This is a genomic window from Janibacter sp. HTCC2649, assembly GCF_000152705.1.
Classification (GTDB): domain Bacteria; phylum Actinomycetota; class Actinomycetes; order Actinomycetales; family Dermatophilaceae; genus Knoellia.
Genome location: NZ_CH672413.1, coordinates 2,321,590 through 2,343,211, shown reverse-complemented (window position 1 = coordinate 2,343,211; position 21,622 = coordinate 2,321,590). Strand labels below are relative to the sequence as shown.

The 21,622-nt window shown below is 67.8% G+C and carries 18 protein-coding genes; 8 read left to right on the top strand and 10 right to left on the bottom strand.

Features of this window, described 5'->3' with window-relative positions:
* Window positions 1–43 precede the first annotated feature (43 nt).
* The 3 genes from JNB_RS11190 to JNB_RS11180 all read right to left on the bottom strand — a co-directional run bounded on the left by JNB_RS11190 (window position 44) and on the right by JNB_RS11180 (window position 2,834).
* Entirely contained in the window at window positions 44–622 is a 579-nt protein-coding gene (locus JNB_RS11190) for a dihydrofolate reductase family protein (RefSeq protein WP_009776577.1), read from the bottom strand.
* 96 nt (window positions 623–718) lie between these two features.
* Complete coding sequence (locus JNB_RS20495) at window positions 719–1,390, bottom strand: helix-turn-helix transcriptional regulator (RefSeq protein WP_009776576.1); 672 nt, start codon at window positions 1,388–1,390, stop codon at window positions 719–721.
* A 4-nt stretch (window positions 1,391–1,394) separates the two neighbouring features.
* A complete protein-coding gene (locus JNB_RS11180) occupies window positions 1,395–2,834 on the bottom strand; it encodes an MFS transporter (RefSeq protein WP_009776575.1) in 1,440 nt (479 codons plus the stop codon).
* 33 nt (window positions 2,835–2,867) lie between these two features.
* Here JNB_RS11180 and JNB_RS11175 point away from each other — a divergent pair, with 33 nt between their 5' ends.
* Window positions 2,868–4,316, top strand: a complete 1,449-nt coding sequence (locus JNB_RS11175) for an amidase (protein ID WP_009776574.1) — start codon at window positions 2,868–2,870, stop codon at window positions 4,314–4,316.
* On the opposite strand, the gene JNB_RS11170 is transcribed toward JNB_RS11175, so the two are convergent.
* Genes JNB_RS11170 through JNB_RS11160 form a run of 3 tightly spaced genes read right to left on the bottom strand, consistent with a single transcriptional unit; the run spans window position 4,309 to window position 7,543 of the window.
* On the bottom strand, window positions 4,309–5,736 hold the full coding sequence (locus tag JNB_RS11170) for an ABC transporter substrate-binding protein (RefSeq protein ID WP_083784471.1): 1,428 nt from the start codon (window positions 5,734–5,736) through the stop codon (window positions 4,309–4,311). The two genes, JNB_RS11175 and JNB_RS11170, sit on opposite strands and share 8 nt — an antisense overlap.
* Before the next feature lie 20 nt (window positions 5,737–5,756).
* On the bottom strand, window positions 5,757–6,635 hold the full coding sequence (locus JNB_RS11165; RefSeq protein WP_009776572.1) for a carbohydrate ABC transporter permease: 879 nt from the start codon (window positions 6,633–6,635) through the stop codon (window positions 5,757–5,759).
* Window positions 6,632–7,543: a carbohydrate ABC transporter permease gene (locus JNB_RS11160; protein WP_009776571.1), complete on the bottom strand. Its 912-nt coding sequence runs from the start codon at window positions 7,541–7,543 to the stop codon at window positions 6,632–6,634. The genes JNB_RS11165 and JNB_RS11160 overlap by 4 nt, the downstream gene beginning before the upstream one ends.
* Before the next feature lie 218 nt (window positions 7,544–7,761).
* On the opposite strand from JNB_RS11160, the gene JNB_RS11155 reads away from it, so the two are divergent.
* The 5 genes from JNB_RS11155 (at window position 7,762) to JNB_RS11135 (ending at window position 12,979) form a co-directional block, all read left to right on the top strand.
* The gene (locus JNB_RS11155; RefSeq protein ID WP_009776570.1) at window positions 7,762–8,907 is read left to right on the top strand and encodes an ABC transporter ATP-binding protein; all 1,146 of its coding nucleotides are present in this window, start codon (window positions 7,762–7,764) and stop codon (window positions 8,905–8,907) included.
* On the top strand, window positions 8,904–9,551 hold the full coding sequence (locus JNB_RS11150; RefSeq protein WP_009776569.1) for an ABC transporter permease: 648 nt from the start codon (window positions 8,904–8,906) through the stop codon (window positions 9,549–9,551). Before JNB_RS11155 ends, JNB_RS11150 begins: the two co-directional genes overlap by 4 nt.
* On the top strand, window positions 9,548–10,342 hold the full coding sequence (locus tag JNB_RS11145; protein ID WP_009776568.1) for an ABC transporter permease: 795 nt from the start codon (window positions 9,548–9,550) through the stop codon (window positions 10,340–10,342). Before JNB_RS11150 ends, JNB_RS11145 begins: the two co-directional genes overlap by 4 nt.
* Window positions 10,343–10,464: 122 nt before the next feature.
* On the top strand, window positions 10,465–11,379 hold the full coding sequence (locus JNB_RS11140) for an ABC transporter substrate-binding protein (protein ID WP_009776567.1): 915 nt from the start codon (window positions 10,465–10,467) through the stop codon (window positions 11,377–11,379).
* 106 nt (window positions 11,380–11,485) lie between these two features.
* Entirely contained in the window at window positions 11,486–12,979 is a 1,494-nt protein-coding gene (locus tag JNB_RS11135; RefSeq protein ID WP_040884676.1) for an LLM class flavin-dependent oxidoreductase, read from the top strand.
* A gap of 49 nt (window positions 12,980–13,028) precedes the next feature.
* On the opposite strand, the gene JNB_RS11130 is transcribed toward JNB_RS11135, so the two are convergent.
* The 4 genes from JNB_RS11130 to JNB_RS11105 all read right to left on the bottom strand — a co-directional run bounded on the left by JNB_RS11130 (window position 13,029) and on the right by JNB_RS11105 (window position 19,932).
* The gene (locus JNB_RS11130; RefSeq protein ID WP_009776565.1) at window positions 13,029–14,426 is read right to left on the bottom strand and encodes an HNH endonuclease signature motif containing protein; all 1,398 of its coding nucleotides are present in this window, start codon (window positions 14,424–14,426) and stop codon (window positions 13,029–13,031) included.
* Window positions 14,427–14,663: 237 nt separating this feature from the next.
* The gene (locus JNB_RS20960; RefSeq protein ID WP_009776564.1) at window positions 14,664–18,575 is read right to left on the bottom strand and encodes a (Fe-S)-binding protein; all 3,912 of its coding nucleotides are present in this window, start codon (window positions 18,573–18,575) and stop codon (window positions 14,664–14,666) included.
* 20 nt (window positions 18,576–18,595) lie between these two features.
* A complete protein-coding gene (locus tag JNB_RS11110; RefSeq protein ID WP_009776563.1) occupies window positions 18,596–19,198 on the bottom strand; it encodes an RNA polymerase sigma factor in 603 nt (200 codons plus the stop codon).
* Entirely contained in the window at window positions 19,195–19,932 is a 738-nt protein-coding gene (locus JNB_RS11105) for a hypothetical protein (protein ID WP_009776562.1), read from the bottom strand. The genes JNB_RS11110 and JNB_RS11105 overlap by 4 nt, the downstream gene beginning before the upstream one ends.
* A 122-nt stretch (window positions 19,933–20,054) precedes the next feature.
* Here JNB_RS11105 and cysK point away from each other — a divergent pair, with 122 nt between their 5' ends.
* Both cysK and cysE read left to right on the top strand, forming a co-directional pair.
* Entirely contained in the window at window positions 20,055–20,993 is a 939-nt protein-coding gene (gene cysK, locus JNB_RS11100) for a cysteine synthase A (protein ID WP_009776561.1), read from the top strand.
* A 19-nt stretch (window positions 20,994–21,012) separates the two neighbouring features.
* Complete coding sequence (gene cysE, locus JNB_RS11095) at window positions 21,013–21,621, top strand: serine O-acetyltransferase (protein ID WP_009776560.1); 609 nt, start codon at window positions 21,013–21,015, stop codon at window positions 21,619–21,621.
* The last annotated feature ends 1 nt before the right edge of the window (window position 21,622 follow it).

Genomic DNA, 21,622 nt, shown 5'->3' with positions numbered 1-21,622 from the left:
CCGTCTCGTTCCAGCCCGTCCCGCCCCAGCCCGTCGCGAGGGTTCAGTCGCGGACGACTCGGTAGCGCAGGTGGGTCACACCGTCGGCGTCGTCTGCCGAGAGCTTCTCGAGCTGGACCGGCGACTCACCCGTGAACATCCGCACGCCCTTCCCGAGCAGGAGCGGGACGAGGTCGATGCCCACCTCGTCGAGCAGGCCCTCCTCGAGGCACTGCCGGATCACGTCGGGTCCACAGACCGCAACGTTATCCTCGCCCGCGATCTCCCTGGCCCTGGCCACTGCCTGCGCCACGCCGCCTGTCACGAACGTGAACGGCTTCCCGTCGTTGGCCCACTGTGACGGTGCCTCGTGGGTCACGATGACCACCGGGACGCCGAGCGGGTGCTGGCCACCCCAGCCCTGCGCGAGGTCGAAGGTCCGACGACCGCTGACGATGGCGCCGAAGCTGGTCGACCTCGTCTCGTTGACGTCCTTGCCCTCGTCCGTGTACTCCATGTCCTCCAGGGGTGTCTCCTGCTGGACCTGTCCGACCATCCAGCCGTAGAGCTTGCTGATGTCGTCGTTCTCCTCGGCGACAAAACCGTCGAGCGACACCGAGAAACCTGCTGAAATCGTGCTCATGTCCGTTCTCCTTCATCGAGGCCGACCAGAGTGGTGCGGCTGCTGAGAACGACGTTATGAGCGGGACGGGGTCACGGTCTTGTACGAGACGGCAACTCAGCCATCGACACGCAGCTGCCCCGGCGTGCGGCCCAGCCAACGCTTGATCGACCTCGTCAGGTGGGGCTGGTCGGTGTAGCCGGCCTCGGCCGCGACGACTGCCAGCGGCAGGGCAGTGGTCGTGATGAGTGCGGCGGCCTGCTTCGCGCGCTCGATCTGGCGGATCTGCTCGCGCGACTGGCCGGTGGACGAGCGGATGCGGTGTCTCACGGTGCGTTCGGGGACGGCAGAGCTCACGCCGGACAGTGCCCTGGCGACGATCGGGTCGAACGCCAGGACGCCGTCGCCGACGAGCTTGCCCACCATGGCCTCGGCGTCGTCGTCCTCCTGGATCTCCACTCGTGACCCGCGCAGCTCGAATGTGCGGCGCCCGCGGTCGGCCAGGGTGATTTCGGCGTCGACGAGGTCGCTCATCCGCATCCCCGAGACGTGGGCGCCGAGTCGCAGCTGCACCCAGGTGCCCCGCACGTCACCGGGCACCGCGAACTCCGCGGCGGTCGACTTGGGGCCAGCGAGGACGACCCGGTCGGGACCGGGCCCGTCGAGGACGATGAGGTGCCACCGTGGCTCGGCCGGACGTTGCACGAGCTGCGACGCGCCGATCTCGCCGACCATGATCGTGTCGATGAGCGGGTGGTCGGAGCTGCGTGTCTCGTAGTGCAGAGTCACGCCCTCAGCCTAGGCGCTGGCCACCCGAAGGAGGCGGGGAGTTGGCGAGGCCGAACCAGCTCACGACTCCGCCGGCGGTGAGCAGGGCGGCGCAGATGACCATGGCCGCGCGGAAGCCTGACGTCATGGCAGTGGGGTCGAGGTAGTCGTCACCGGACAGTCCCACCAGGGCAGGAAGCGCGGCCACGGCGATGAGCGAGCCCGCACGCGCGACGGCGTTGTTCACGCCACTGGCGACACCGGCATACCGGTCCGGCGCAGCCGCGAGCACGGTCGACGTGAGAGGAGAGACGAGGAGCGCCAACCCGAGAGCGAAGATGACCAGCCCCGGGAGCACCGTCCACCACGTCGCATCGCGACCAGCCGGGAGCAGCAGGAGCACCCCGACCGCGCAGATGATCGGTCCGACGGCCATGGGGATGCGCGGCCCGATGCGCTCCGACAGCTGCGACGCCCGCGACGACAGGAACATGAGCGCCACCGTTGCTGGCAACCCGGTCAACCCGGCAGACAGGGCCGACCAACCAGCCGACACCTGAAGCTGCAGCACGAGGATGAAGAAGACGACGCCGAGCGCGCCATACACGACGAACGTCATTGCGTTGGCCGCCGAGAAGACCCGGTCCCCGAACAGCGACAGGTGCACGAGCGGTGTGCGAGAACGTTGCTCGACGATGATGAACCCCACGGCAGCAGCGACGGCCACAGCCACGACGACCGCGAGCAGTCCCCGGCTCATCGTCGCCGACGAGGTCAAGGCGTAGGTCAGTGCCCCGAGGGACAACACAGTGAGGGCTCCGCCCGGGATGTCGAAGCCGCGGCTGGCGCCCTCCTGCGCCGTTCGAGGTGTCTCGTCCCGCGACTCCGGTGTGGCCCACAGGGTGAGCGCGATGACCGCGATGCACAGGGGCACGTTGATCCCGAAGATCCAGCGCCAGCCACCGTTGTCGACGAGCCACCCGCCCACGAACGGTCCGATCGCCGCCGCGATGCCGGACAGCCCGGCCCACGTCCCGATCGCCGCCGCCCGGTCCTCGCGACGAAAGACCGACTGGATGATGGCGAGGCCGCCCGGCGTGAGCAGGGCAGCGCCGACCCCCTGGAGCACTCGCATGGCGATGAGCTGGCCCGGCGTCTGGGCCACGGCACACAGCGCGCTCGCGATGAGGAACCAGCCCATGCCCCCCAGATAGATCCGTCGCCGCCCGAACCGGTCACCGAGCGCGCCACCGACGAGGACGAGCGACGCGAGCGCCAGCATGTAGCCGTTGATGACCCATTGCAGCTGCTCGAGTGAGGCGTCGAGCTCGGTGCCGATGGTGCGCAGCGCGACGTTGACGACCGACCCGTCGAGGATGGCGATGCCCGATCCGAGGGTCACTGCCGTGAGGGTCAGGCGGCCGCGGGTCGAGTCACGTGCGAGGAGTTCTGTCACACAGGCCATTGTCACTGGCTACCGTCCGGTAGGACTGGGGGCATGACTTCTGCAGAATCGCGCCCCCAGGTCGTCAGCGCCTTCACCGACGACGCGCTCGGCACCGACGACGCCACCGGTGTCGCCGAACGCATCGCCAGCGGCGAGATCTCGTCCGCCGAGGCCGTCGACGCCGCCATCGCCCGCGTCGAGGCGGTCAACGGTGCGCTCAATGCCGTTGCCGCAACGGACCACGACCGTGCCCGCCGCCGTGCCGGCGCCACCCGGATCCGCGGTGCCTTCGCCGGCGTCCCCAGCGCGACGAAGGACAACATCCACGTCGCAGGTATGCCGACCACGATGGGTTCGCAGGCCGTGTCCGCACGTCCGGGCGAGCTCGACGGTGCGTTCACCCGCCAGTTCCTCGACACCGGCGTCATCCCGATCTGCTCGACGACGATGCCCGAGTTCGGGTGGACCGCGACGACCGAACGCGTGGGCGGTGACGTGACCCGCAACCCGTGGAACACGGCATACAGCACGGGTGGTTCGTCCGGCGGCTCTGCCGCCCTCGTCGCATCGGGCGCGCTCCCGATCGCGCACGGCAACGACGGCGGCGGCTCGATCCGCATCCCGGCGGCAGCCTGCGGACTCGTCGGCCTCAAGCCGTCGCGCGGTCGCCTGCGGCTCGACGAGGGCAATGCGACGATGCCGGTCAAGGTCGTCGTCGACGGCGTCCTCACCCGGTCGGTGCGCGACACGGCGCGATTCTTCGAGGCGTCCGAGCGAAGCTATCGCAACCCGCGCCTGCAGCCCATCGGTCACGTCGAGGACGGACCAGCGCGGCCCCTGCGCATCGGCTTCCTGCCCGACTCGCCCTTCGCGCCGCCGTCGGATGCCGACACCCGCGCCGCGGTCGAGCGCACTCGTGACCTGCTGGAAGCGTTGGGGCACAGCGTTGTTGACTACGTCGCTCCCGTGCCGACCTCCTTCAAGACAGACTTCGAGGACTACTGGTCACTGCTTGCGTATGCCGTGGCGTCCAATCGTGGGGGCATGTTCGGCTCCGACTTCGATGCGACCAAGCTCGACCCCCTGACGCTCGGACTCGCCAAGCGCTTCCGTCGTCGCGCCCACCGCGCGCCCCTGTTCATCGCGCGACTCGCGGCGTCAGGAGCGGTGCAGCAGAGGCGTTTTGGTGACGTGGACCTGGTGCTCTCACCGGTGCTTGTCCACACCCCGCCGCCGATCGGACACCTCAACGCCGACCAGACGTTCGAGGAGCACTTCGCCAAGCTGGTCGACTACGCGGCGTTCACGCCACTCGCCAACGCCACTGGTGGGCCCGCGATCTCGCTGCCCCTGGGGCAGGGCGCCGACGGCCGCCCCGTGGGGATCATGTTGTCCGGACGCCTCGGAGACGAGCGACGCCTCCTCGAGATCGCGTTCGATCTCGAGGAGGCGTCACCGTTCGCGACCCTGGCAATCAGTGGGTCAGTGGGGACTACTTGACCGAGCTGTTGTACTGGCTGATCTGAGCGGTGAGGGACTCGGCCGCCTTGGTCATGGCTTCCTGCGCGTCGGTGCCGTTGAGGGCAGCCTCGAGGCCGTCCTCGGACGCCTTGCGCGCCTGCGGCATGACACCGAGGAGGCAACCCTGGGTGGCCTTGCTCAGCTTCGTGTCCTCGAGCTGCTTGACGGCAACGTCGAACAGCGGGTTGGCCTTGCGGTAGTCGACGTCAGCGGGCTCGTCGAGCGCACCCTTGCTGATCGGGAAGTAGCCCGTGCCGATGTGCCACTGCGACTGGCTCTTCTTGTCGGCGAGGAACTTCACGAACTGCCAAGCGGCTTCCTTGTTGACGTCCTTGTGGCTCTCGCCGTTGATCCAGAGCGAGGCGCCGCCGATGATCGGGCCACCCTCGGTGCCTGCCTTGATGTGCGGGTAGTTGGCTGCGCCGAGCTCCCAGCCGCCCTCCTTGGCTGCCTTGCTGTAGCCGCCGAGCTGACCGGTGGACTCGAGCGTGATGGCGAGCTGGCCGGACTTGAAGGCTGCCTGCGCGGCCTTGGTGTCGCGACCGGTGTTGGCGGCGAGACCGTCCTTGACCATCTGCTGCCACCACTTGACGACCTCGACGCTCTCGGGCTGGTCGAACAGCACCTTGGTCGCCTTGCCGTCACGACCGTTGCCCTGGTCGCAGTACTCCTTGCCGTCCGTGGCAATGAACTGCTCGAGGAGCCAGCCGTAGATCGCGGCACCGAAGCCGTAGTCCGCCGGGCCGCCGGCCTTCTTGGCGAGCTTCTCGGCGGCGGCGCGGATGCCGGCGAGGTCCTGGGGCGGGTTCTCGGGGTCGAGGCCAGCCTTCTGGAAGAGGGTCTTGTTGTAGTACAGGACCGGCATGGAGGTGTTGAACGGCATCGAGTTCAGCTTCTTGTCGATGCTGTAGTAGCCGGTGATGTTGGCCTGGAGGTCCGAGACGTCGAGCTTGTCGCGGTCGATGAACGACTGCATCGGGATCGTCTGCTTCGCGTCGATCATGAAGCGGCTGCCGATGTCGTAGATCTGGATGACGTCCGGCGTCGACTTGCTCTGGATGGCCGCCTTGTACTTCGTGATGGCGTCGTCGTACTTGCCGGCGTAGGTCGACTTGACCTCGATCTTGCCCTTTTTGGCGGTGTTGAAGTCGGCGACGAGCTTGTCGAGCGCCTCGGCGTTCGTGCCGTCCATCGCGTGCCAGAACGCGACGGTGGTGACCCCCGTTGCCTTGTCGAGGACGTCGGCGGCGGGAGCTCCTCCGCTGCTCCCGTTGCCTCCATCGCCGTCATCCCCCGAGCCGCCGCCGCAGGCGGCGAGGAACAGCGACACGGTCACCAGGCCTGCCGGCACGGCATACCGGAGTCGGCGGCTTGTGCCACCTGAGGTTGTTCTCTTCATTTCGTGCACTCCTTTGCGCATCACTTGACGGCACCCGTGGTGAGACCGCGGACGATGAATCGCTGCCCAAAGATGACGAGCAGCAGGGTGGGGAAGAGGGCGAGCATGACGCCGGCGAGCACCATGCCGGGGGAGTCGGAGTCAGAGCTCTGCAGCTGGCTGATGCCGATCTGGATCGTCTGGTGCTTCGGGTCCTCGGTGGCGAGGAGTGGCCAGAAGTACATGTTCCAGGCCGACAGTGCCGACCAGATGCCGAGCGCCGCCAGGCTGGGACGGCTCAGTGGCATGAGGATCGAGAAGAGGAACCGGAAGTGCCCGGCCCCGTCGACCCGCGCCGCATCGCGCAGCTCCATCGGGAACGACAGGAAGGACTGGCGCAGCAGGAACGTCCCGAAGCCGGTCGCGAGGAACGGCAGCGTCAGGCCGGCGATCGTGTCCTTGAGTCCCCACTGCGAGATGAGCAGGTAGTTCGGGATGATGATCGACTCGAACGGGATCATCATCGTCGACAGGAACACGGCGAACCAGAACCCGCGCCAGCGCAGGTTCAAGAACACGAAGGCGTAGGCCGCGAGGGCACTCGTGACCATCTGGCCGAGCGTGATCCCGAGCGTCTGCAGGACGCTCGTGAGGTACTGGTTGCCCAGCGGGATGATGTCGAGCGCCTTGGAGTAGTTCTCCGGGTGGACGCCGTTCTTGGGGTAGAGAGCCGGCGGGAAGCTGTTGGTGTCGCGCTCACCCATGAGTGATCCGACGAGCCCGTAGTAGACCGGGAACAGCACGATGAGGAACAGCACCCCGAGGATGAGGTAGGTCCCGATGTTGCCCGGCTTGCGGGGGCTGCGTGTGGGCTTGGACGATGTGGCCGTCGTCGGCTTCACGGTCGTGTCAGTGCTCATCGGTAGAACACCCGCCTCTCGAGGACCCCGAATTGCAAGGCCGTGATGATGAGGACGATGAGGAGCAGCACCATGGCCTGCGCCGAGGCGTAGCCGTAGTTGCTGTTGTTGTTGGCGAACGCCTGCTCGTAGATCGAGTAGACGAGCGTCGTCGTCCGGTCCTCGGGTCCACCGACCGTGAGGATCTTGATCTGACCGAAGCTCTGCAGCGAGTGGATCGTCCCCACGACGATGAGGAAGAAGAGCTGCGGGGTGAGCAGCGGCATGACGATGGAGCGCTGGAGCCGCAGCCCCGAGGCCCCATCGAGCCGCGCGGCCTCCATGACGTCCTCGGGGAGGGCGCCGAGACCGGCCGACAGGACGAGGAGGTTGTAGCCGACCTGCATCCACACAGTCGCGCCCGACACGGACCAGAGCGCGAGGTCGGGGTTGGTCAGCCACTGCACCTTGTCCATGCCGAGGTGGCTGAGGATGCCGTTGAGGACACCCGAAGCCGGGTTGAAGAGCACGCCGAAGATGACCGAGGCCGTCGCCACCGAGAAGGCGAACGGCAGCGCGAAGGCCGTGCGGAAGAACCGAACCCCGCGGATGCGCGACTGCAGGAGCAGGGCGATGACCAACGCGATGGCGATGCTCGGGATGACCGTGAGGATCGTGAACGCGAACGTCACCCACAGCACCTGGAGGAAGTCCGGGTCGTTGAACATCCGCGTGTAGTTGACGAAGCCGACGTAGCCGCTCGGGTTGCCGAGGATGTCGGTGCCCTGCACGGACAGCAGGATGGACTTCACGAGCGGCCAGAAGATGAACAGCCCGAAGACGACGAGCGCCGGCAGCAGATAACCGACAGCGACCCACCGTTCGCGGCGCCCCTCCGCGCCGACGGTGCTGGTGACGGGATTACTCATCGATCGCCACCCGGTGGCAGTGGGCAGTCAGCGTCACGTCATGTCCTCATCGTTGTGGGCAGTCCGCTTGATGCTAAGCCGCTCAGACCACTTTCTGACCACATGGGGCCAATCAACGTCGCTTTTCTCCATCAGCGATTGTCAAGGCTCTGAACTGCGCGTATGCCGTCCCCGGCGGTTACGTTTGACCTCACCATTCGTTTGGCAAGGGGCTGAGCATGATCCGGTTCGACGGCGTGACCAAGAAATACCCCGACGGCACCGTGGCCGTGGACCATCTGAGCCTCACGGCTCCGACCGGCAAGATCACGGTCCTCGTGGGGCCCTCCGGCTGTGGCAAGACGACGTCGCTGCGGATGATCAACCGGATGATCGAGCCCACCAGCGGCACGATCAGTCTCGACGGCCAGGACACGGCCGGCATGAACGAGTCCGAGCTGCGCCGTGGCATCGGCTACGTCATCCAGCACGCCGGGCTCTTCCCGCACCGGACCGTCGTCGACAACGTCGGCACCGTCCCGCGCCTGCTCGGCTGGGACAAGAAGGAGACGCTCGAGCGCTCCCGTGACCTGCTCAACCGCGTGGGGTTGGCGCCAGAGCTGGCAGACCGCTATCCCTCGCAGCTCTCGGGTGGTCAGCAGCAGCGCGTCGGCGTCGCCCGGGCGCTCGCGGCCGACCCGCCGGTGATGCTCATGGACGAGCCGTTCAGCGCCGTCGACCCGGTCGTGCGAGACCAGCTCCAGGACGTCTTCCTCGACCTCCAGTCCGAGCTCGGCAAGACGATCGTCTTCGTCACCCATGACATCGACGAGGCGATCAAGCTCGGCGACCAGGTGGCCGTGCTGCGCGTCGGCGGCAAGCTCGCCCAGATCTCGGACCCGGCGTTCCTGCTGGCGCACCCGGTCGATGACTTCGTGGCGGACTTCGTGGGACGCGACCGCGGATACCGGTCGCTGCAGTTCCAGCCCGCCCCCAAGTTACCGCTGGCTGCTGAGCACACGCTGGTCGTCGGGGAGTCCACGGCAGGCGTGTCCGGTGACTGGGTGCTCGTCGTCGATGACGAGCGTCGCCCGCTGGGCTGGGTCGAACCCTCGCGGGTCAACGGCGAGGTGACGTCCAAGGCACTGCACCGCGGTGGCACCGTCGCTCGCGCGTCGGGCTCCTTGCGTGGCGCTCTCGATGCCGCCCTGTCGTCACCCTCGCGTCGAGGCGTCATCGTCGACGACTCGGGTTCGCTCGTCGGCTCGGTTCGGGCCCATGAGGTGCTCTCGCTCATCGAGTCGGCCGACCGACCGGACGTCGACCACGCCGCTGAGTTCGTCGAGTCCGAGTTCGTCGAGTCGGGCACGGAGACGTCTGCATGACCTGGATCAACGACCACTGGAGCGAGATCTTCACGTTGGCGCGCAGCCACGTGTGGCTCGCCGGGGTCCCGTTGATCCTCGGACTGCTCATCGCGCTGCCGCTGGGGTGGGCGGCCCGACGCTGGTCGCGGCTCTATCCCGTGCTCATCTCGACGTCGGGTCTGCTCTACACGATTCCGAGCCTGGCGCTGTTCGTGTTGATGCCCTTGATCCTCGGCACTCAGGTGCTGAATCCGATCAACGTCGTCGTGGCGATGACGGTCTACACCGTGGCACTGCTCGTGCGCACCGTCGCCGATGGACTGGGCTCTGTGCCGGACCACGTCCTCCAAGCGGCTCGGGCGATGGGCTATCGCGGGTTCCGGCGTTTCTTCGGCATCGAGCTGCCCCTGGCGATCCCGGTCATCGCGGCCGGGTTGCGTGTCGCGGCCGTGAGCAACGTCAGCATCGTCTCGGTGGCCTCGCTCATCGGTGTCTCCCAGCTCGGCAACCTGCTCACCGACGGCTATGACCGCTTCATCACGCCCGAGATCGTCATCGGCATCGTCTCGTGCGTCGTCCTGGCTCTCCTCTTCGACGGGCTCATCCTGCTCGGCCAGCGCCTGCTCACTCCGTGGGTCCGAGCCCAGGGAGGCCGCTCATGATCGCCAGCATCTTCGAGTGGCTGACCTCGTCGGCAACCTGGTCGGGTGACACCGGTCTGGGTGCTCGCCTCATCCAGCACCTCTGGTACTCCCTGCTCGCCGTCGTCATCGCCGCTGTCATCGCGATCCCGCTGGGGCTGTGGGTCGGTCACACTGGTCGCGCCAAATGGCTTGTCACACTGGCGAACTCACTTCGTGCCGTGCCGACTCTGGGTCTGCTCTTCGCGGTGGCCCTGTGGCTCGGCCCGAAGTTCCAGTCCGACCTCGCCTTCCTCATTCCCAGCATCGTCGTCCTTGTCGTCCTCGTCATCCCGCCGATCCTTTCCGGCGTGTATGCCGGTGTCGAGGCGGTCGATCCCGCCACCCGTGACGCTGCGCGCGGCATGGGTATGCGGGGCCTCGAGGTCGTGCGACAGGTCGAGATCCCCAACGCTCTGCCGCTCATTCTTTCGGGCCTGCGCTCAGCGTTCCTGCAGGTGATCGCGACGGCGACCGTCGCGGCATACGTTGGATTGGGTGGTTTGGGCAGGTATCTCGTCGACGGGATCAAGACCGGTGACTACGTCTCGACGGCCGGCGGAGCGCTCGTCGTGTCCCTCCTCGCCCTGATCGTCGACGGAATCCTCGCGGTCGTGCAGCGTCTCGTCGTGTCGCCCGGGCTCACCGGTGGGCGCAAGGGCCGGTCCCTGCGGGGGCGCACGAGTCCGGATGTCGTCGCGGCCGAGACCGAGTCGTTGCCTCAGGCCGGAATGTCGGTGCCCGGTGGTGGAGTTGATCCTGATGCGGCCTGACCCCCGGCGATGTCGCATGTTCGATCTGCCACGAGTTGTCCCTGTTTCACTGCTCAGTTCGTCATTGCCCAGCCCGAACGCACGACCGATCGCATGAGCGATCGCTACCGAAGGACTTCCTCATGAAGCGCATGACTTCCGTACTCGCTCTCACCACCGCTGCGATCCTCGGCCTGTCTGCCTGCGGCGGCGGAGGCGACCCCCTGGCATCGGACTCGCCCTCCGGCAGCAGCTCAGCCGGCGGCGGGGCCGTCGTCATCGGCTCCGCTGACTTCCCCGAGTCCGAGCTGCTCGCCGAGATCTATGCCGGTGCGCTCAAGGCCAAGGGCATCGACGCCACGACCAAGCCGCGCATCGGTTCGCGCGAGATCTACCTCAAGGCGCTCGAGGACGGCTCGATCCAGGCCATCCCCGAGTACACCGGGGCGATCGGCTTCTTCTACGACAAGAACTTCAAGGAGACCGATCCCGAGAAGGTCTACACCGCGATCCAGTCGCTCATCCCCGCCAAGTTCGCCCTCCTGGAGAAGTCGGCGGCCGAGGACAACGACTCCATCGTGGTCACCAAGGCGACGGCGGACTCCAAGTCGCTCAAGACGATCGAGGACCTCAAGGCCGTTGCCGGCCAGATGTCCCTCGGAGCGCCGCCGGAGTTCAAGGCCCGCCCGCAGGGTGTGCCCGGACTGACGAGCACCTATGGCGTGACGTTCAAGTCGTTCCGTGAGCTCACCGGTCAGGGCCTTGTCCAGGCGCTCAAGAACGGCCAGGTCGACGCGGCCAACATCTTCACGACCGACCCGTCGATCGCCGAGAACGGCTTCGTCTCCCTTGAGGACACCAAGAAGCTCTTCGGCTCGCAGAACATCGTCCCGCTCGTCGCCAAGGACCGTGCCGACGAGCTGGCACCGGCGCTCAACGCGGTGTCGAAGGCCCTCACCACCGAGGTCATCTCCGGCCTGCTCAAGGAGACGGTGACGGACAAGAAGGACGCCAAGGACGTGGCGGCCGAGTTCCTCAAGGCCAACAACCTGGGCTGACCCGCTCGGCAAGGACCTCCGATGGGGCCAAACGCGCGGCACATCGCGCGTTTGGCCCCATCGGTTTTCACGGGCTGACGTCGTCCTTGGCTGCGAGACTGCGATGATGCGAATCCCGGACCCAGCGCTGGTGCTGCTGGTCGGCGCGTCCGGCTCCGGGAAGTCGACTTGGGCGGCGACGCACTATCGAGTCACCGAAGTCGTCTCGTCCGATGCCCTGCGTGCGGTGGTCGGCAGCGGAACGGCTGATCTCGACGCCTCTGATGACGCCTTCTCACTCCTTGACCAAGTCGTGGCGGGCCGAACCTGGCGTGGGCTCACTGTCGTCATCGACACCCTCGGGCTGGATCCGGATCGGCGGGCGGGCTGGGCGGCGATGGCGCGCAAGGCCGGGTTCGCCACAGTGGCGGTTGTCCTCGACACTCCGGCTGCCACCTGCCGGGCGCGCAACGCTCGCCGTGATCGGTCTGTTCCGGCGAACGTGCTCAACGCCCAGCTCCAACGCGTGCGCGAGGTCCAGAGTGAACTCGAGGCCGAGGGTTGGGTCGTCCACGTCGTGAGCGGCGACGAGCCCGGCTGGAACGTTGCCTCGATGGCTGGATCGGTCACGGGGTCAGACGTCGGATCGCGCGAGGCTTCCGTAGCCGCGCCAGCTCGGTCGACCGCTACGCCTGGCGAGCCTCGGGTGATGCTGCAGGTCTCACGCTTTCCTTGGGGTGAGGACCCGCTCGCATGGCTGCGCGAGGTCGCGCTCGCTGCCGACGAGGCGGGCTTCGCGGGCATCGCCCTGATGGACCACCTCATCCAGATCCCGCAGGTGGGTCGTGCGTGGGATCCGATCCCCGAACCGTGGGTGACGCTCGGCGCCCTGGCCGGGCTCGGCACCGATCTCGAGCTCGGCACGCTCTGCACACCCGCCACTTTCCGCACTGCTGGCATCATCGCGAAGTCGGCCGCCACCCTCGACGTCCTCACCGGAGGTCGCGCGTTCTGCGGACTCGGCGCCGGGTGGTGGGAGCGCGAACATGCAGCCTTCGGCCTCCCCTTCCCGGGCGCCGCGGGTCGGCTCGATGGACTCGAGACGGCTGCGGAGACCGTGCGGGCCCTGTGGGCGCCCGGCACCAAGGCGTATGCCGGCGAGCGCGTGTCACTGCCCGAGACCACCTGTTACCCCCGGCCCGTGGGCAAGCTGCCCCTCATCATTGGCGGGGGAGGCGAGCAACGCACCCTGCGGATCGCGGCACGATGGGGCGACGCTTGCAACCTCCAGGGTGATCTGGACACCGTCAGGCACAAGACCGCGGTATTGCATCGCCACTGCGACCACGTGGGGCGACCCCGCGACGAGGTCGGGGTCACGGTGCTCGACATCGCCATCGTCGGCTCTGACCGCGACGACACGTGGGTCCGAGTCGAGCGATTGCGTGGGCGCACGAAAGCGGCAGCCTTCGCGGCCCGCCACCATGCCGCGGAGGTCGAGGCCCACCGCGAACGGCACGACCGCCTCTTCGATGAAGGCGTCGGGACGGTGTTCCTCGCGCTCCCCGACTTCGAGGGTGCCGCAGACATGGAGCGGATCGCAGCACTGGCCCGGCGCTGAGCAGCCCACTGTCCCCGTCGCCTTGGTGGCGTCGGGGTGTGGGGCGTGGTCATCGTCGGTGCCAGATGTTGGGGTCGCCGGAGGCGCGTTGGTGGTCGTGGCCGGGCTGGGTGGTCGCTCCTGGTGGTCCGCCACGCCCGTGTCCTGAGTCGAGTTGTGCGAGGGCGTGGTCGTAGGCGCCGCGGGTGCGGTCCCACGCGACGTGTCGGCGTCCGTGTTCGTCGGGTTCGATCCAGCCGTGGTAGCGCTGGGTGTGCACGATGGTGTGGTGCCGTTCGCAGAGCAGGGCGGCGTTGTCGAGGTCGGAGGGGCCGCCGTCGGCCCAGTGGATGAGGTGGTGGGCGTCGGTCCAGGCGGCTGGGGCGTCGCAGCCGGGGTAGGTGCAGTGTCGGTCCCTGAGCCAGAGGCGTTTGATTTGGGCGGGGGTGAAGAAGCGTTCGGCGCGGCCGAGGTCGACGGCTTCGCCGCAGGAGTTGAGCATGGTGGGGATGATCGTGGCGTCGCAGGCCCAGCGGCGCACGGTTTCGGGGGTGATGAGTTCGCCGGTGGTCAGCCCTCCGAGCAGGGATCCTGCTCCGGCGCGCTGTTGGAGGTCTTCGAGGCTGATCTGGACGAAGATCTGCGCTTTGGTGCAGGACCAGGTTGTGTCGCCGGCTTTTTGGGCACGGCCGATGAGCGCGAGGAGGGCGTGGGCTCGTCGGAGGTCGTGGGGGCGTAGGTCGGGTTCGGCGGGTCCGTGTTCGTCGGCGGGGGTGGGCGTGGGGGCTGACAGGGGTTCGATCGCGGCTTCGAGGGCGGCGCGTCCTTCGCGGGACAGTCGCAGGACGTACTCCCACAGTCCGGGTGCGATTTCCTTGCCCAGGGACAGGGATTCGCCCTTCTTCGCGCGGTTCTCGGTGTCGTCGAACTCGCCGTCGAGGCCGTGACGGGCCAGAAGTTCTTCGCGTAGTCGGCGCACGGTGCGGTGGTCGTGATGCTCGCCCAGAGTCATGAACGCGTGCCAGATGCTGTCGATGGCGTCGGGGTTGAGGTGGGGTTTGAGCAGCCGCATCTCTTTGAGGATGACCGCCGCGGTGGAGATGCTGACCCGGCCGGAGATGACGGCGTCGCGCAGGATGCTGTGGCGGGGGTCGCGGCAGGCGTCGGCGACGTGGGCGAGTTGTCCGGCGCCGGCTTGGGCGTATCGGCGGTGGTGCAGGGCGACCCATTCGCGGGCGTTGACGGGTGGGGTGGAGGTGGCGGGTTCACCACGCTCGATCGCGTCGATGGTGATCGCGGCTTCGGCGCCCTCAGCGACGGCGGACAGTTCGCCCAGCACTTCGAGGCCCTGCGCCAGTTCGGCCCCGGTGGCTTGGAACACCACCGAGTGCAGGACAGCGGCGGCTTCTTGGGCAGCGCGCAACCGGTCCACACATTGCGTGTAGGTCAGCTCCGGTGCCGTGCTCATGGATAGAACGTTACGGACCACCACTGACAGTCATCGACCACTGAATCAGGTTGCACTGCAACACTATTCACGCCGTGAATGGGTATTCGCCCCCGCCTCTGTAGCGTCCGTGCAAGTGGTCGCTCTAACGACCACATCCGCGGACGCAAGGGCACAGAGTGGGCCAGAAAATGGATGGAAATTCATTGAGCCCCGCCGACAAACTTCTCGGCGGGGCTCAATGTGGAGCGGGTCTGATCAGTCCCAGGGGTCGGGAGCGTTGAGCAGTTCGTCCGCGTTGGCGGGCTTGGCCGGCGTGGACGCCTCCGGTGCAGCCGCCTTCTCCTCGGCCGCGGCGGGTTCGGCCTCGTCGCTCGAAGTGACCTCAGCCTCTGGCTCGGCCTCATCGCCAGCCTTGGGTATGTCGGCAGATTCCGCCTCGGGCGCCTTGGCCTCGTCACTGGATTCGACGTCTTCTGCAGAGTCGGCCGCGGCCTCGGCCGGTTCCGTTGGTTCCGCCGTCGCCAGCTCGTCGTCGGTGTGGGCGGCCTCGGTGGCCGCGTCCGTCGTGACGGCTGAGCGCTCGGACAAGGTGTCGACCTCATCCCAGGGGTCGGGTGCCGAGAGCACGTCGTCCGCAGCTGGCAAGGTCGGCTCGCTCGATGCAGCCTCGGTCGAGGCAGGCGTCTCGGTTTCGTCCGAAACCTCTTCGCTCATCGCCGCCCCCTCAGCGGCCGGCTCTTCGGCCGGGGGCTCGGTGGGTGCCTTTGTCTCTTCTGTGGCGGGTGCTGCCGGGGTTGTGTCGGCGGGTTCGTCCCAGGGGTCGACGTCGTCGGTCGCTGCGGGCGCGGCGGGTGCCTCAGATGGTGTTGCCGCCTCCTCAGTGACCGGCGCTTCCTCAGCGGCCGGCTCTTCGGCCGGGGGCTCGGTGGGTGCCGTTGCCTCTTCTGCGGCGGGTGCTGCCGGGGTTGCGTCGGCAGGTTCGTCCCAGGGGTCGACGAGGTCGGTCGCTTCGGGCGCGGCGGGTGCCTCAGATGGTGTTGCCGCCTCCTCAGTGACCGGCGCTTCCTCAGCGGCCGGCTCTTCGGCCGGGGGCTCGGTGGGTGCCGTTGCCTCTTCTGCGGCGGGTGCTGCCGGGGTTGCGTCGGCAGGTTCGTCCCAGGGGTCGACGTCGTCGGTCGCTTCGGGCGCGGCGGGTGCCTCAGATGGTGTTGCCGCCTCCTCAGTGACCGGCGCTTCCTCAGCGGCCGGCTCTTCGGCCGGGGGCTCGGTGGGTGCCGTTGCCTCTTCTGTGGCGGGTGCTGCCGGGGTTGCGTCGGCGGGTTCGTCCCAGGGGTCGACGTCGTCGGTCGCTGCGGGTGCGGCGGGTGCCTCAGATGGTGTTGCCTCTTCAGCGACGGGTGCTTCGGCCGGCTTGGTCTGCGCTGCGGGCGCTGCGGTGGCGGGCTCGTCCCAGGGGTCGGCTTCGGCTGCGGGTGCAGCAGCAGCAGCAGCTTCGGCCGGCTTGGTCTCCGCTGCAGGTGCTGCGGCGGCGGGCTCGTCCCAGGGGTCGGCCTCGGCTGCGGGTGCAGCAGCAGCAGCCTCGGACGGCTTGTCTTCGGCTGTGGGTGCTGCGGCGGCGGGCTCGTCCCACGGGTCCGCCTCGGCAGACGGCGCTTCCGCAGGGCTTGCTTCAGTGTGTGTTGCAACAGCACTCTCCTGGGCGGTACCCGTGGAGGCTTCGTCGCCAGACGCGTCGGTCGAACCAGCCACGGCCGCGCCAGCGGCGACAGTGCCAGCTGCAGCGGCAGTGGCAGCAGGAGCGGCAGGGGACTCTGCGGCATACGCGGCAGATTCGGACGCAACCGAAGCGGCAGCCGCCTCGTCCACGGGACCGGAGTCAACGTCCTCGTCCTGCCCACGGCGCACGGCCGCGAGCAGCATCTGGGCGACGTCGACGACCTCGACGTCCTCGCCGACGCCTTCGGCCTGCTTCGAGGTCAGACCGTCGGAGATCATGACTCGGCAGAACGGGCAACCGATGGCGATGCGCTCAGCACCGGTCGCGAGAGCCTCCTCGGTGCGGTTCATGTTGATGCGACCGCCGAGCTTCTCCTCCATCCACATGCGCGCCCCTCCGGCGCCACAGCAGAACGACTTCTCCTTGGAGCGCTCCATCTCGCGCAGCTCGACACCGGGCAGGGCGCCGAGGAGTTCGCGCGGCGGTGCGTAGACGTTGTTGTGACGACCGAGGTAGCACGGGTCGTGGTAGGTCACGGTCGCCGCGGTCGAGGCCGCGTTCTTGGCGGACGACATGCCGGGCACATCTGCGGGGCGAGCCACCGGCACGAGCTTCTTGTCGCGCACGAGGCGGTTGAGGAGCTGCGTGTGGTGGACGACCTCGAACTTGCCGCCGAGGTCGGGGTACTCGTTCTTGATCGTGTTGAAGCAGTGGGCGCAGGTGACGACGATCTTCTGGACGCCCATCTCGCCGAACGTCTCGATGTTCTGCTGCGCGAGCATCGAGAAGAGGATCTCGTTGCCGGCGCGGCGGGCGGAGTCACCGGTGCAGGTCTCGCCGTCACCGAGGACGGCGAACGAGACGCCAGCGGTGTCGAGCAGCTCAGCGACGGCGCGGGTGGTCTTCTTGGCGCGGTCCTCGTAGGCGCCGGCGCAACCGACCCAGAAGAGGTAGTCGACCTCGTCGGCGGACTCGATGTCCTTGCCGAGGATCTTCACGTCGAACGGCAGGTCCTTGGCCCAGTCGAGGCGGGCGCGCGAGCCCATGCCCCACGGGTTGCCCTTGGACTCGAGGTTCTTGAATAGGCCACCGAGCTCGGACGGGAAGGCCGACTCGATGAGCGTCTGGTAGCGGCGCATGTCGACGATGGCGTCCACGTGCTCGATGTCGACGGGGCACTGCTCGACACACGCGCCACAGGTGGTGCACGACCACAGGACGTCGAGGTCGATGACGGCGTCAGGACCGTGCGGGTTGTAGGCCGTAAGCGGGTTGCGGATGTCGTAACCGGTCTCGCCGATGAGCGGGACCTCGGCCAGAGCAGTCGTGGCGGCGGGCAGCGACTCGCGGGCCTCCTCGGAGGCGAGCAGCCACGGCGACTTCGCGTTGGCGTGGTCGCGCAGCGTCATCATGAGCAGCTTGGGGGAGAGCGGCTTGTCGGTGTTCCATGCCGGGCACTGCGACTGGCAGCGGCCGCACTCGGTGCAGGTGGAGAAGTCGAGGAGGCCCTTCCAGGTGAAGTCCTCGATCTTGCCGACACCCAGCACGGGTTCCGGCGCATCTTCGTCCTCGTTCTCCGAGGCGGCTTCCATGGCCTCCATCGAGAACGGCTGGCCGTCGCCCATCGTCATCGGCTTGAGGTTGCCGAGCGCGGTGCGACCCGAGGACTCGCGCTTGAACCAGATGTTGGGGAAGGCGAGGAAGCGGTGCCAGGCGACACCCATCGTCGGGGTGAGCGAGATGGTGATCATCCACGCGAACGAGATGATGATCTTGATCGTGGCGACGATGACGATGGCCGTGTGGATGCCGTCGACGGACAGGCCCGAGAAGATGCCGGACAGCCAGCCGGTGAGCGGGAAGTGCAGCGCCAGGCCCTCACCCGGCTGCTCGATCTTGGTCAGCGCGCCCTCGAGCAGCCGCAGCGTGAGGATGCAGAGCGTCACGCCCAGGATCGTGAACTCGACGTAGTAGGCCTGCCACCAGTTCGACCCGAAGAAGCGCGACCGCCGTCCGTCGTCACCAGCCGCCGAGCGCGGGTGCTTCAGCTGGCGGATGGCGATGAGCACGATGATGCCGACGAGGCCGGTCCACGCGAAGAACTCGGTCACCCACTCATAGGGCGGGAAGTGTCCGATGATCGGAAGCTGCCACTCGGGCTCGATGAGCTGGCCGAACGCCGTGACGAGCGTCCCGAAGAGCAACATGAACGACAGGGCCGTGAACCAGTGCGCCACCGCGACGACGGGCAGGCGCGACATGCGGGTGTGGCCGAGGAACTCCTTGGCCAGCGTCCAGGAGCGCGCCAGCGGTGCGTCCGTGCGGCGCGGATCCGCCTGTCCGACGCGGTAGAGCGCGACGAACCGCCCGATCTGTCGGAAGAGCAGTGCCCACCCGACGAGCATCAGCGGGAAACAGATGGCGGAGGCGACGATCTGGAGCGCGGACATGCCCGCAACTCTACTGACGGCTAAGCGCGCGCATAGCGCTCAGTGACGCCTCTCGCAGCAGTTGTGTCGCGACTCACGAGATGCTGCGCGAGCCGCTGACGTGCGCGTTCAAGCCTCTTGCGCACGGCGGACGCGCTCAGACCCGTGGCGGCAGCGACCTGCGCACTCGTCAACCCATCCCAATAGGTGAGCGTCACGATCTCGCGGTCGTCGGCGTCGAGCCCTGCGACCGCGTCGTGGACGTGGTCGTGTCCGTCGCCTTCAGCTGCGGTCCCGTTTCCCTGCATCGGGTATGCCGTCAGCTCACCTCGCAGGCGATCCGTCGCCGCCAGCCGTCGGCTGGCTGAACGACGGTGGTTGGCGAGTTCGCGTCGGGCGACGGCGAGCATCCATCCCAGGGCCGCGTCACCACCCTCGACGCCCGGCGTGGACTCGGGCACCTTGTGGATCTTGCGCCACGTCGTGGTGAGGACGGCTTGATAGACATCGGCAGCGTCCTCGCGCGGCGTGGTCCTGCGCGCCAGGTAGGAGAGCACCCGCGGCCCCTGCACGCGGGCGAGCTCCTCGAGGCGACGCTCTGCCGGGGTTCCTGCCGGCGCCTGTCCCGATGTCTTTGCGCTCATCGCTTGCACCCGACCCATTGCGGGAGCTTGCTGTTGGCGAGGAACGTCTCGGGGGAGATGCCGACACCGTGGGTCCCGGGCGTCGGAGCGATCCGGTCCGCAGCCTGCGTGAGTGTGTTCATGCCGTCGTGAGCGGTGCGGGCGCCGGCGGTGTCGCCGTCCTCAGTGGCCCAGACGTACGCGCAGCCCCAGTCGTTGTGCGCCTGCGCGATGTAGCTGAGCGCGACTTGGCTGGCCTGGAACGTGCCCGACGACGTGCCCTCGCAACCGCCGAGAACCTTCATCACGGTCGGCGCGTAGGACGCCCACGGGTGATGGGGAGGGGCGGGAAGGTCCGTGGGCGCGACCGACGTGACATAGGTGGAGTAGTCGGCGGCGCACATCTCGATGTACTCCGAGCCGTCCTCGAAATCCGGGTTTCGGACTGGGTCACCAAAGGTGCCGGTGTGCGCGAAGAGGGCCGATGCGGCATACGCGGTGGTGGGGACGACGACCACAGCGGCGGCCGCGATGGCTGCCCACTTGTGGCGACGGAGCAGGCCGAGCCGGCGACCCTTGAGGGCCCGGTCGGCTTCGACCACGTCGTGTGCCAAAGCCGTGGACAGAGCGCTGAGTCGCTCCGTGTCGGGCGGGTTGTCGGCCAGCGGATCGGACTGGGTGAGCAGGGTGTCGAGTGGTGTCGGCATGACGTTCTCCTCGGGTGGGGTGCCTTCACCTGGGAACTGTCCGCTCACGCGCCGAGTGTGACAGGGCGAGAGGTTCGAACGATTGCTTGTGCTGATTGATAACTCAATGTTTGAATAGTCATAAGTGCGACCCTGCTCGGGTCGTCCCCGAGACACGACACGGAGAACTCATGCCCATCCTTGACGACGTCACCCAGGCAGTCGGCAACACGCCCCTCGTGCGCATCAACCGGATCATCGACACCGGTGACTCGGGGACGACCGTGGCCGCGAAGCTCGAGTTCTACAGCCCTGCCAGCTCGGTCAAGGACCGCATCGGTGTCGCGATCGTCGACGCGGCCGAGGCGTCCGGCGAGCTGCCCCCGGGCGGCACGATCGTCGAGGCCACCTCCGGGAACACCGGGATCGCCCTCGCCATGGTCGGCTCGGCCCGCGGCTACAAGGTCGTCCTCACGATGCCGGAGTCGATGTCGAAGGAGCGCCGCGCCCTGCTGCGTGCCTACGGCGCCGAGCTCGTCCTCACCGACCCGGCGACGGGCATGAAGGGCGCCGTCGCCAAGTCCGAGGAGATCGCCGCCGAACGTGAAGGCGCCGTCCTCGCCCGCCAGTTCGCCAACGTCGCGAACCCCGAGATCCACCGCAAGACCACCGCGGAGGAGATCTGGCGCGACACCGACGGCAAGGTCGACATCCTCATCTCGGGCATCGGCACAGGCGGCACGATCACGGGTGTCGGCCAGGTCCTCAAGGAGCGCAAGCCCGAGGTCCAGATCATCGCGGTCGAGCCCGAAGAGTCCGCGATCCTCAACGGCGGCGCCCCGGGCCCGCACAAGATCCAGGGTCTCGGCGCGAACTTCGTCCCCGAGATCCTCGACACCGATGTCTATGACGAGGTCATCGACATCAACGCCGGCACCGCCGTGGAGTGGGCCCGCAAGGCCGCCACCCAGGAGGGCCTGCTCGTCGGCATCTCCTCGGGCGCTGCCCTCGCCGCCGCCAACCAGGTCGCGACCCGTCCCGAGAACGCCGGCAAGACCATCGTCGTCATCATCCCGAGCTTCGGGGAGCGCTACCTCTCGACCATCCTCTTCGAGGGACTCGTTGACTGACCTTCCGAAACTTTCGAGTATGCCGTTCGCTCGCCTCCGGTCCCGCGTCCAGCGGGCGGCGGCGAGCGTTCGGGAGGACGTCGACTCGGCGATCGCCCGCGACCCGGCGGCGGCGTCCCGCTCGGACCTGGTGCTGAATTCGCCTGGGCTGCACGCGATCTGGTCCTATCGCGTGGCCCACAAGCTCTGGACGCGACCACACCTCAAGCCGGTCGCTCGCACACTCTCGACCGTGACCCGCGCGGTCACCGGCGTCGAGATCCACCCGGGTGCCACGATCGGCAAACGCTTCTTCATCGACCACGGCATGGGTGTCGTCATCGGCGAGACGGCGGAGGTCGGCGACGACGTGATGCTCTATCACGGGGTCACGCTCGGTGGCCGATCCCTGGCCAAGGTCAAGCGTCATCCCACCGTCGGCGACCGGGTGACGATCGGCGCCGGCGCCAGCATCCTCGGCCCGATCGAGGTCGGGGATGACGCACAGATCGGCGCCAATTCCGTTGTCGTGAAGGACATTCCGGACGGAGCCATCGCCACGGGCATCCCCGCGATCGTGCGCATGCCGGACCACCCGGGTGAGGACCCCTACGAGGCGCTCTTCCGCGAACCCGCCCTCTTCATCTAAC

What these genes read in the sequence shown, in the direction of transcription:
- JNB_RS11190 (WP_009776577.1), bottom strand. Translation starts at nt 622, where the DNA reads ATGAGCACGATTTCAGCAGGTTTCTCGGTGTCGCTCGACGGTTTTGTC.
- JNB_RS11180 (WP_009776575.1), bottom strand. Translation starts at nt 2,834, where the DNA reads ATGGCCTGTGTGACAGAACTCCTCGCACGTGACTCGACCCGCGGCCGC.
- JNB_RS11175 (WP_009776574.1), top strand. Translation starts at nt 2,868, where the DNA reads ATGACTTCTGCAGAATCGCGCCCCCAGGTCGTCAGCGCCTTCACCGAC.
- JNB_RS11170 (WP_083784471.1), bottom strand. Translation starts at nt 5,736, where the DNA reads ATGAAGAGAACAACCTCAGGTGGCACAAGCCGCCGACTCCGGTATGCC.
- JNB_RS11165 (WP_009776572.1), bottom strand. Translation starts at nt 6,635, where the DNA reads ATGAGCACTGACACGACCGTGAAGCCGACGACGGCCACATCGTCCAAG.
- JNB_RS11160 (WP_009776571.1), bottom strand. Translation starts at nt 7,543, where the DNA reads ATGAGTAATCCCGTCACCAGCACCGTCGGCGCGGAGGGGCGCCGCGAA.
- JNB_RS11155 (WP_009776570.1), top strand. Translation starts at nt 7,762, where the DNA reads ATGATCCGGTTCGACGGCGTGACCAAGAAATACCCCGACGGCACCGTG.
- JNB_RS11150 (WP_009776569.1), top strand. Translation starts at nt 8,904, where the DNA reads ATGACCTGGATCAACGACCACTGGAGCGAGATCTTCACGTTGGCGCGC.
- JNB_RS11145 (WP_009776568.1), top strand. Translation starts at nt 9,548, where the DNA reads ATGATCGCCAGCATCTTCGAGTGGCTGACCTCGTCGGCAACCTGGTCG.
- JNB_RS11140 (WP_009776567.1), top strand. Translation starts at nt 10,465, where the DNA reads ATGAAGCGCATGACTTCCGTACTCGCTCTCACCACCGCTGCGATCCTC.
- JNB_RS11135 (WP_040884676.1), top strand. Translation starts at nt 11,486, where the DNA reads ATGCGAATCCCGGACCCAGCGCTGGTGCTGCTGGTCGGCGCGTCCGGC.
- JNB_RS11130 (WP_009776565.1), bottom strand. Translation starts at nt 14,426, where the DNA reads ATGAGCACGGCACCGGAGCTGACCTACACGCAATGTGTGGACCGGTTG.
- JNB_RS20960 (WP_009776564.1), bottom strand. Translation starts at nt 18,575, where the DNA reads ATGTCCGCGCTCCAGATCGTCGCCTCCGCCATCTGTTTCCCGCTGATG.
- JNB_RS11110 (WP_009776563.1), bottom strand. Translation starts at nt 19,198, where the DNA reads ATGAGCGCAAAGACATCGGGACAGGCGCCGGCAGGAACCCCGGCAGAG.
- cysK (WP_009776561.1), top strand. Translation starts at nt 20,055, where the DNA reads ATGCCCATCCTTGACGACGTCACCCAGGCAGTCGGCAACACGCCCCTC.
- cysE (WP_009776560.1), top strand. Translation starts at nt 21,013, where the DNA reads ATGCCGTTCGCTCGCCTCCGGTCCCGCGTCCAGCGGGCGGCGGCGAGC.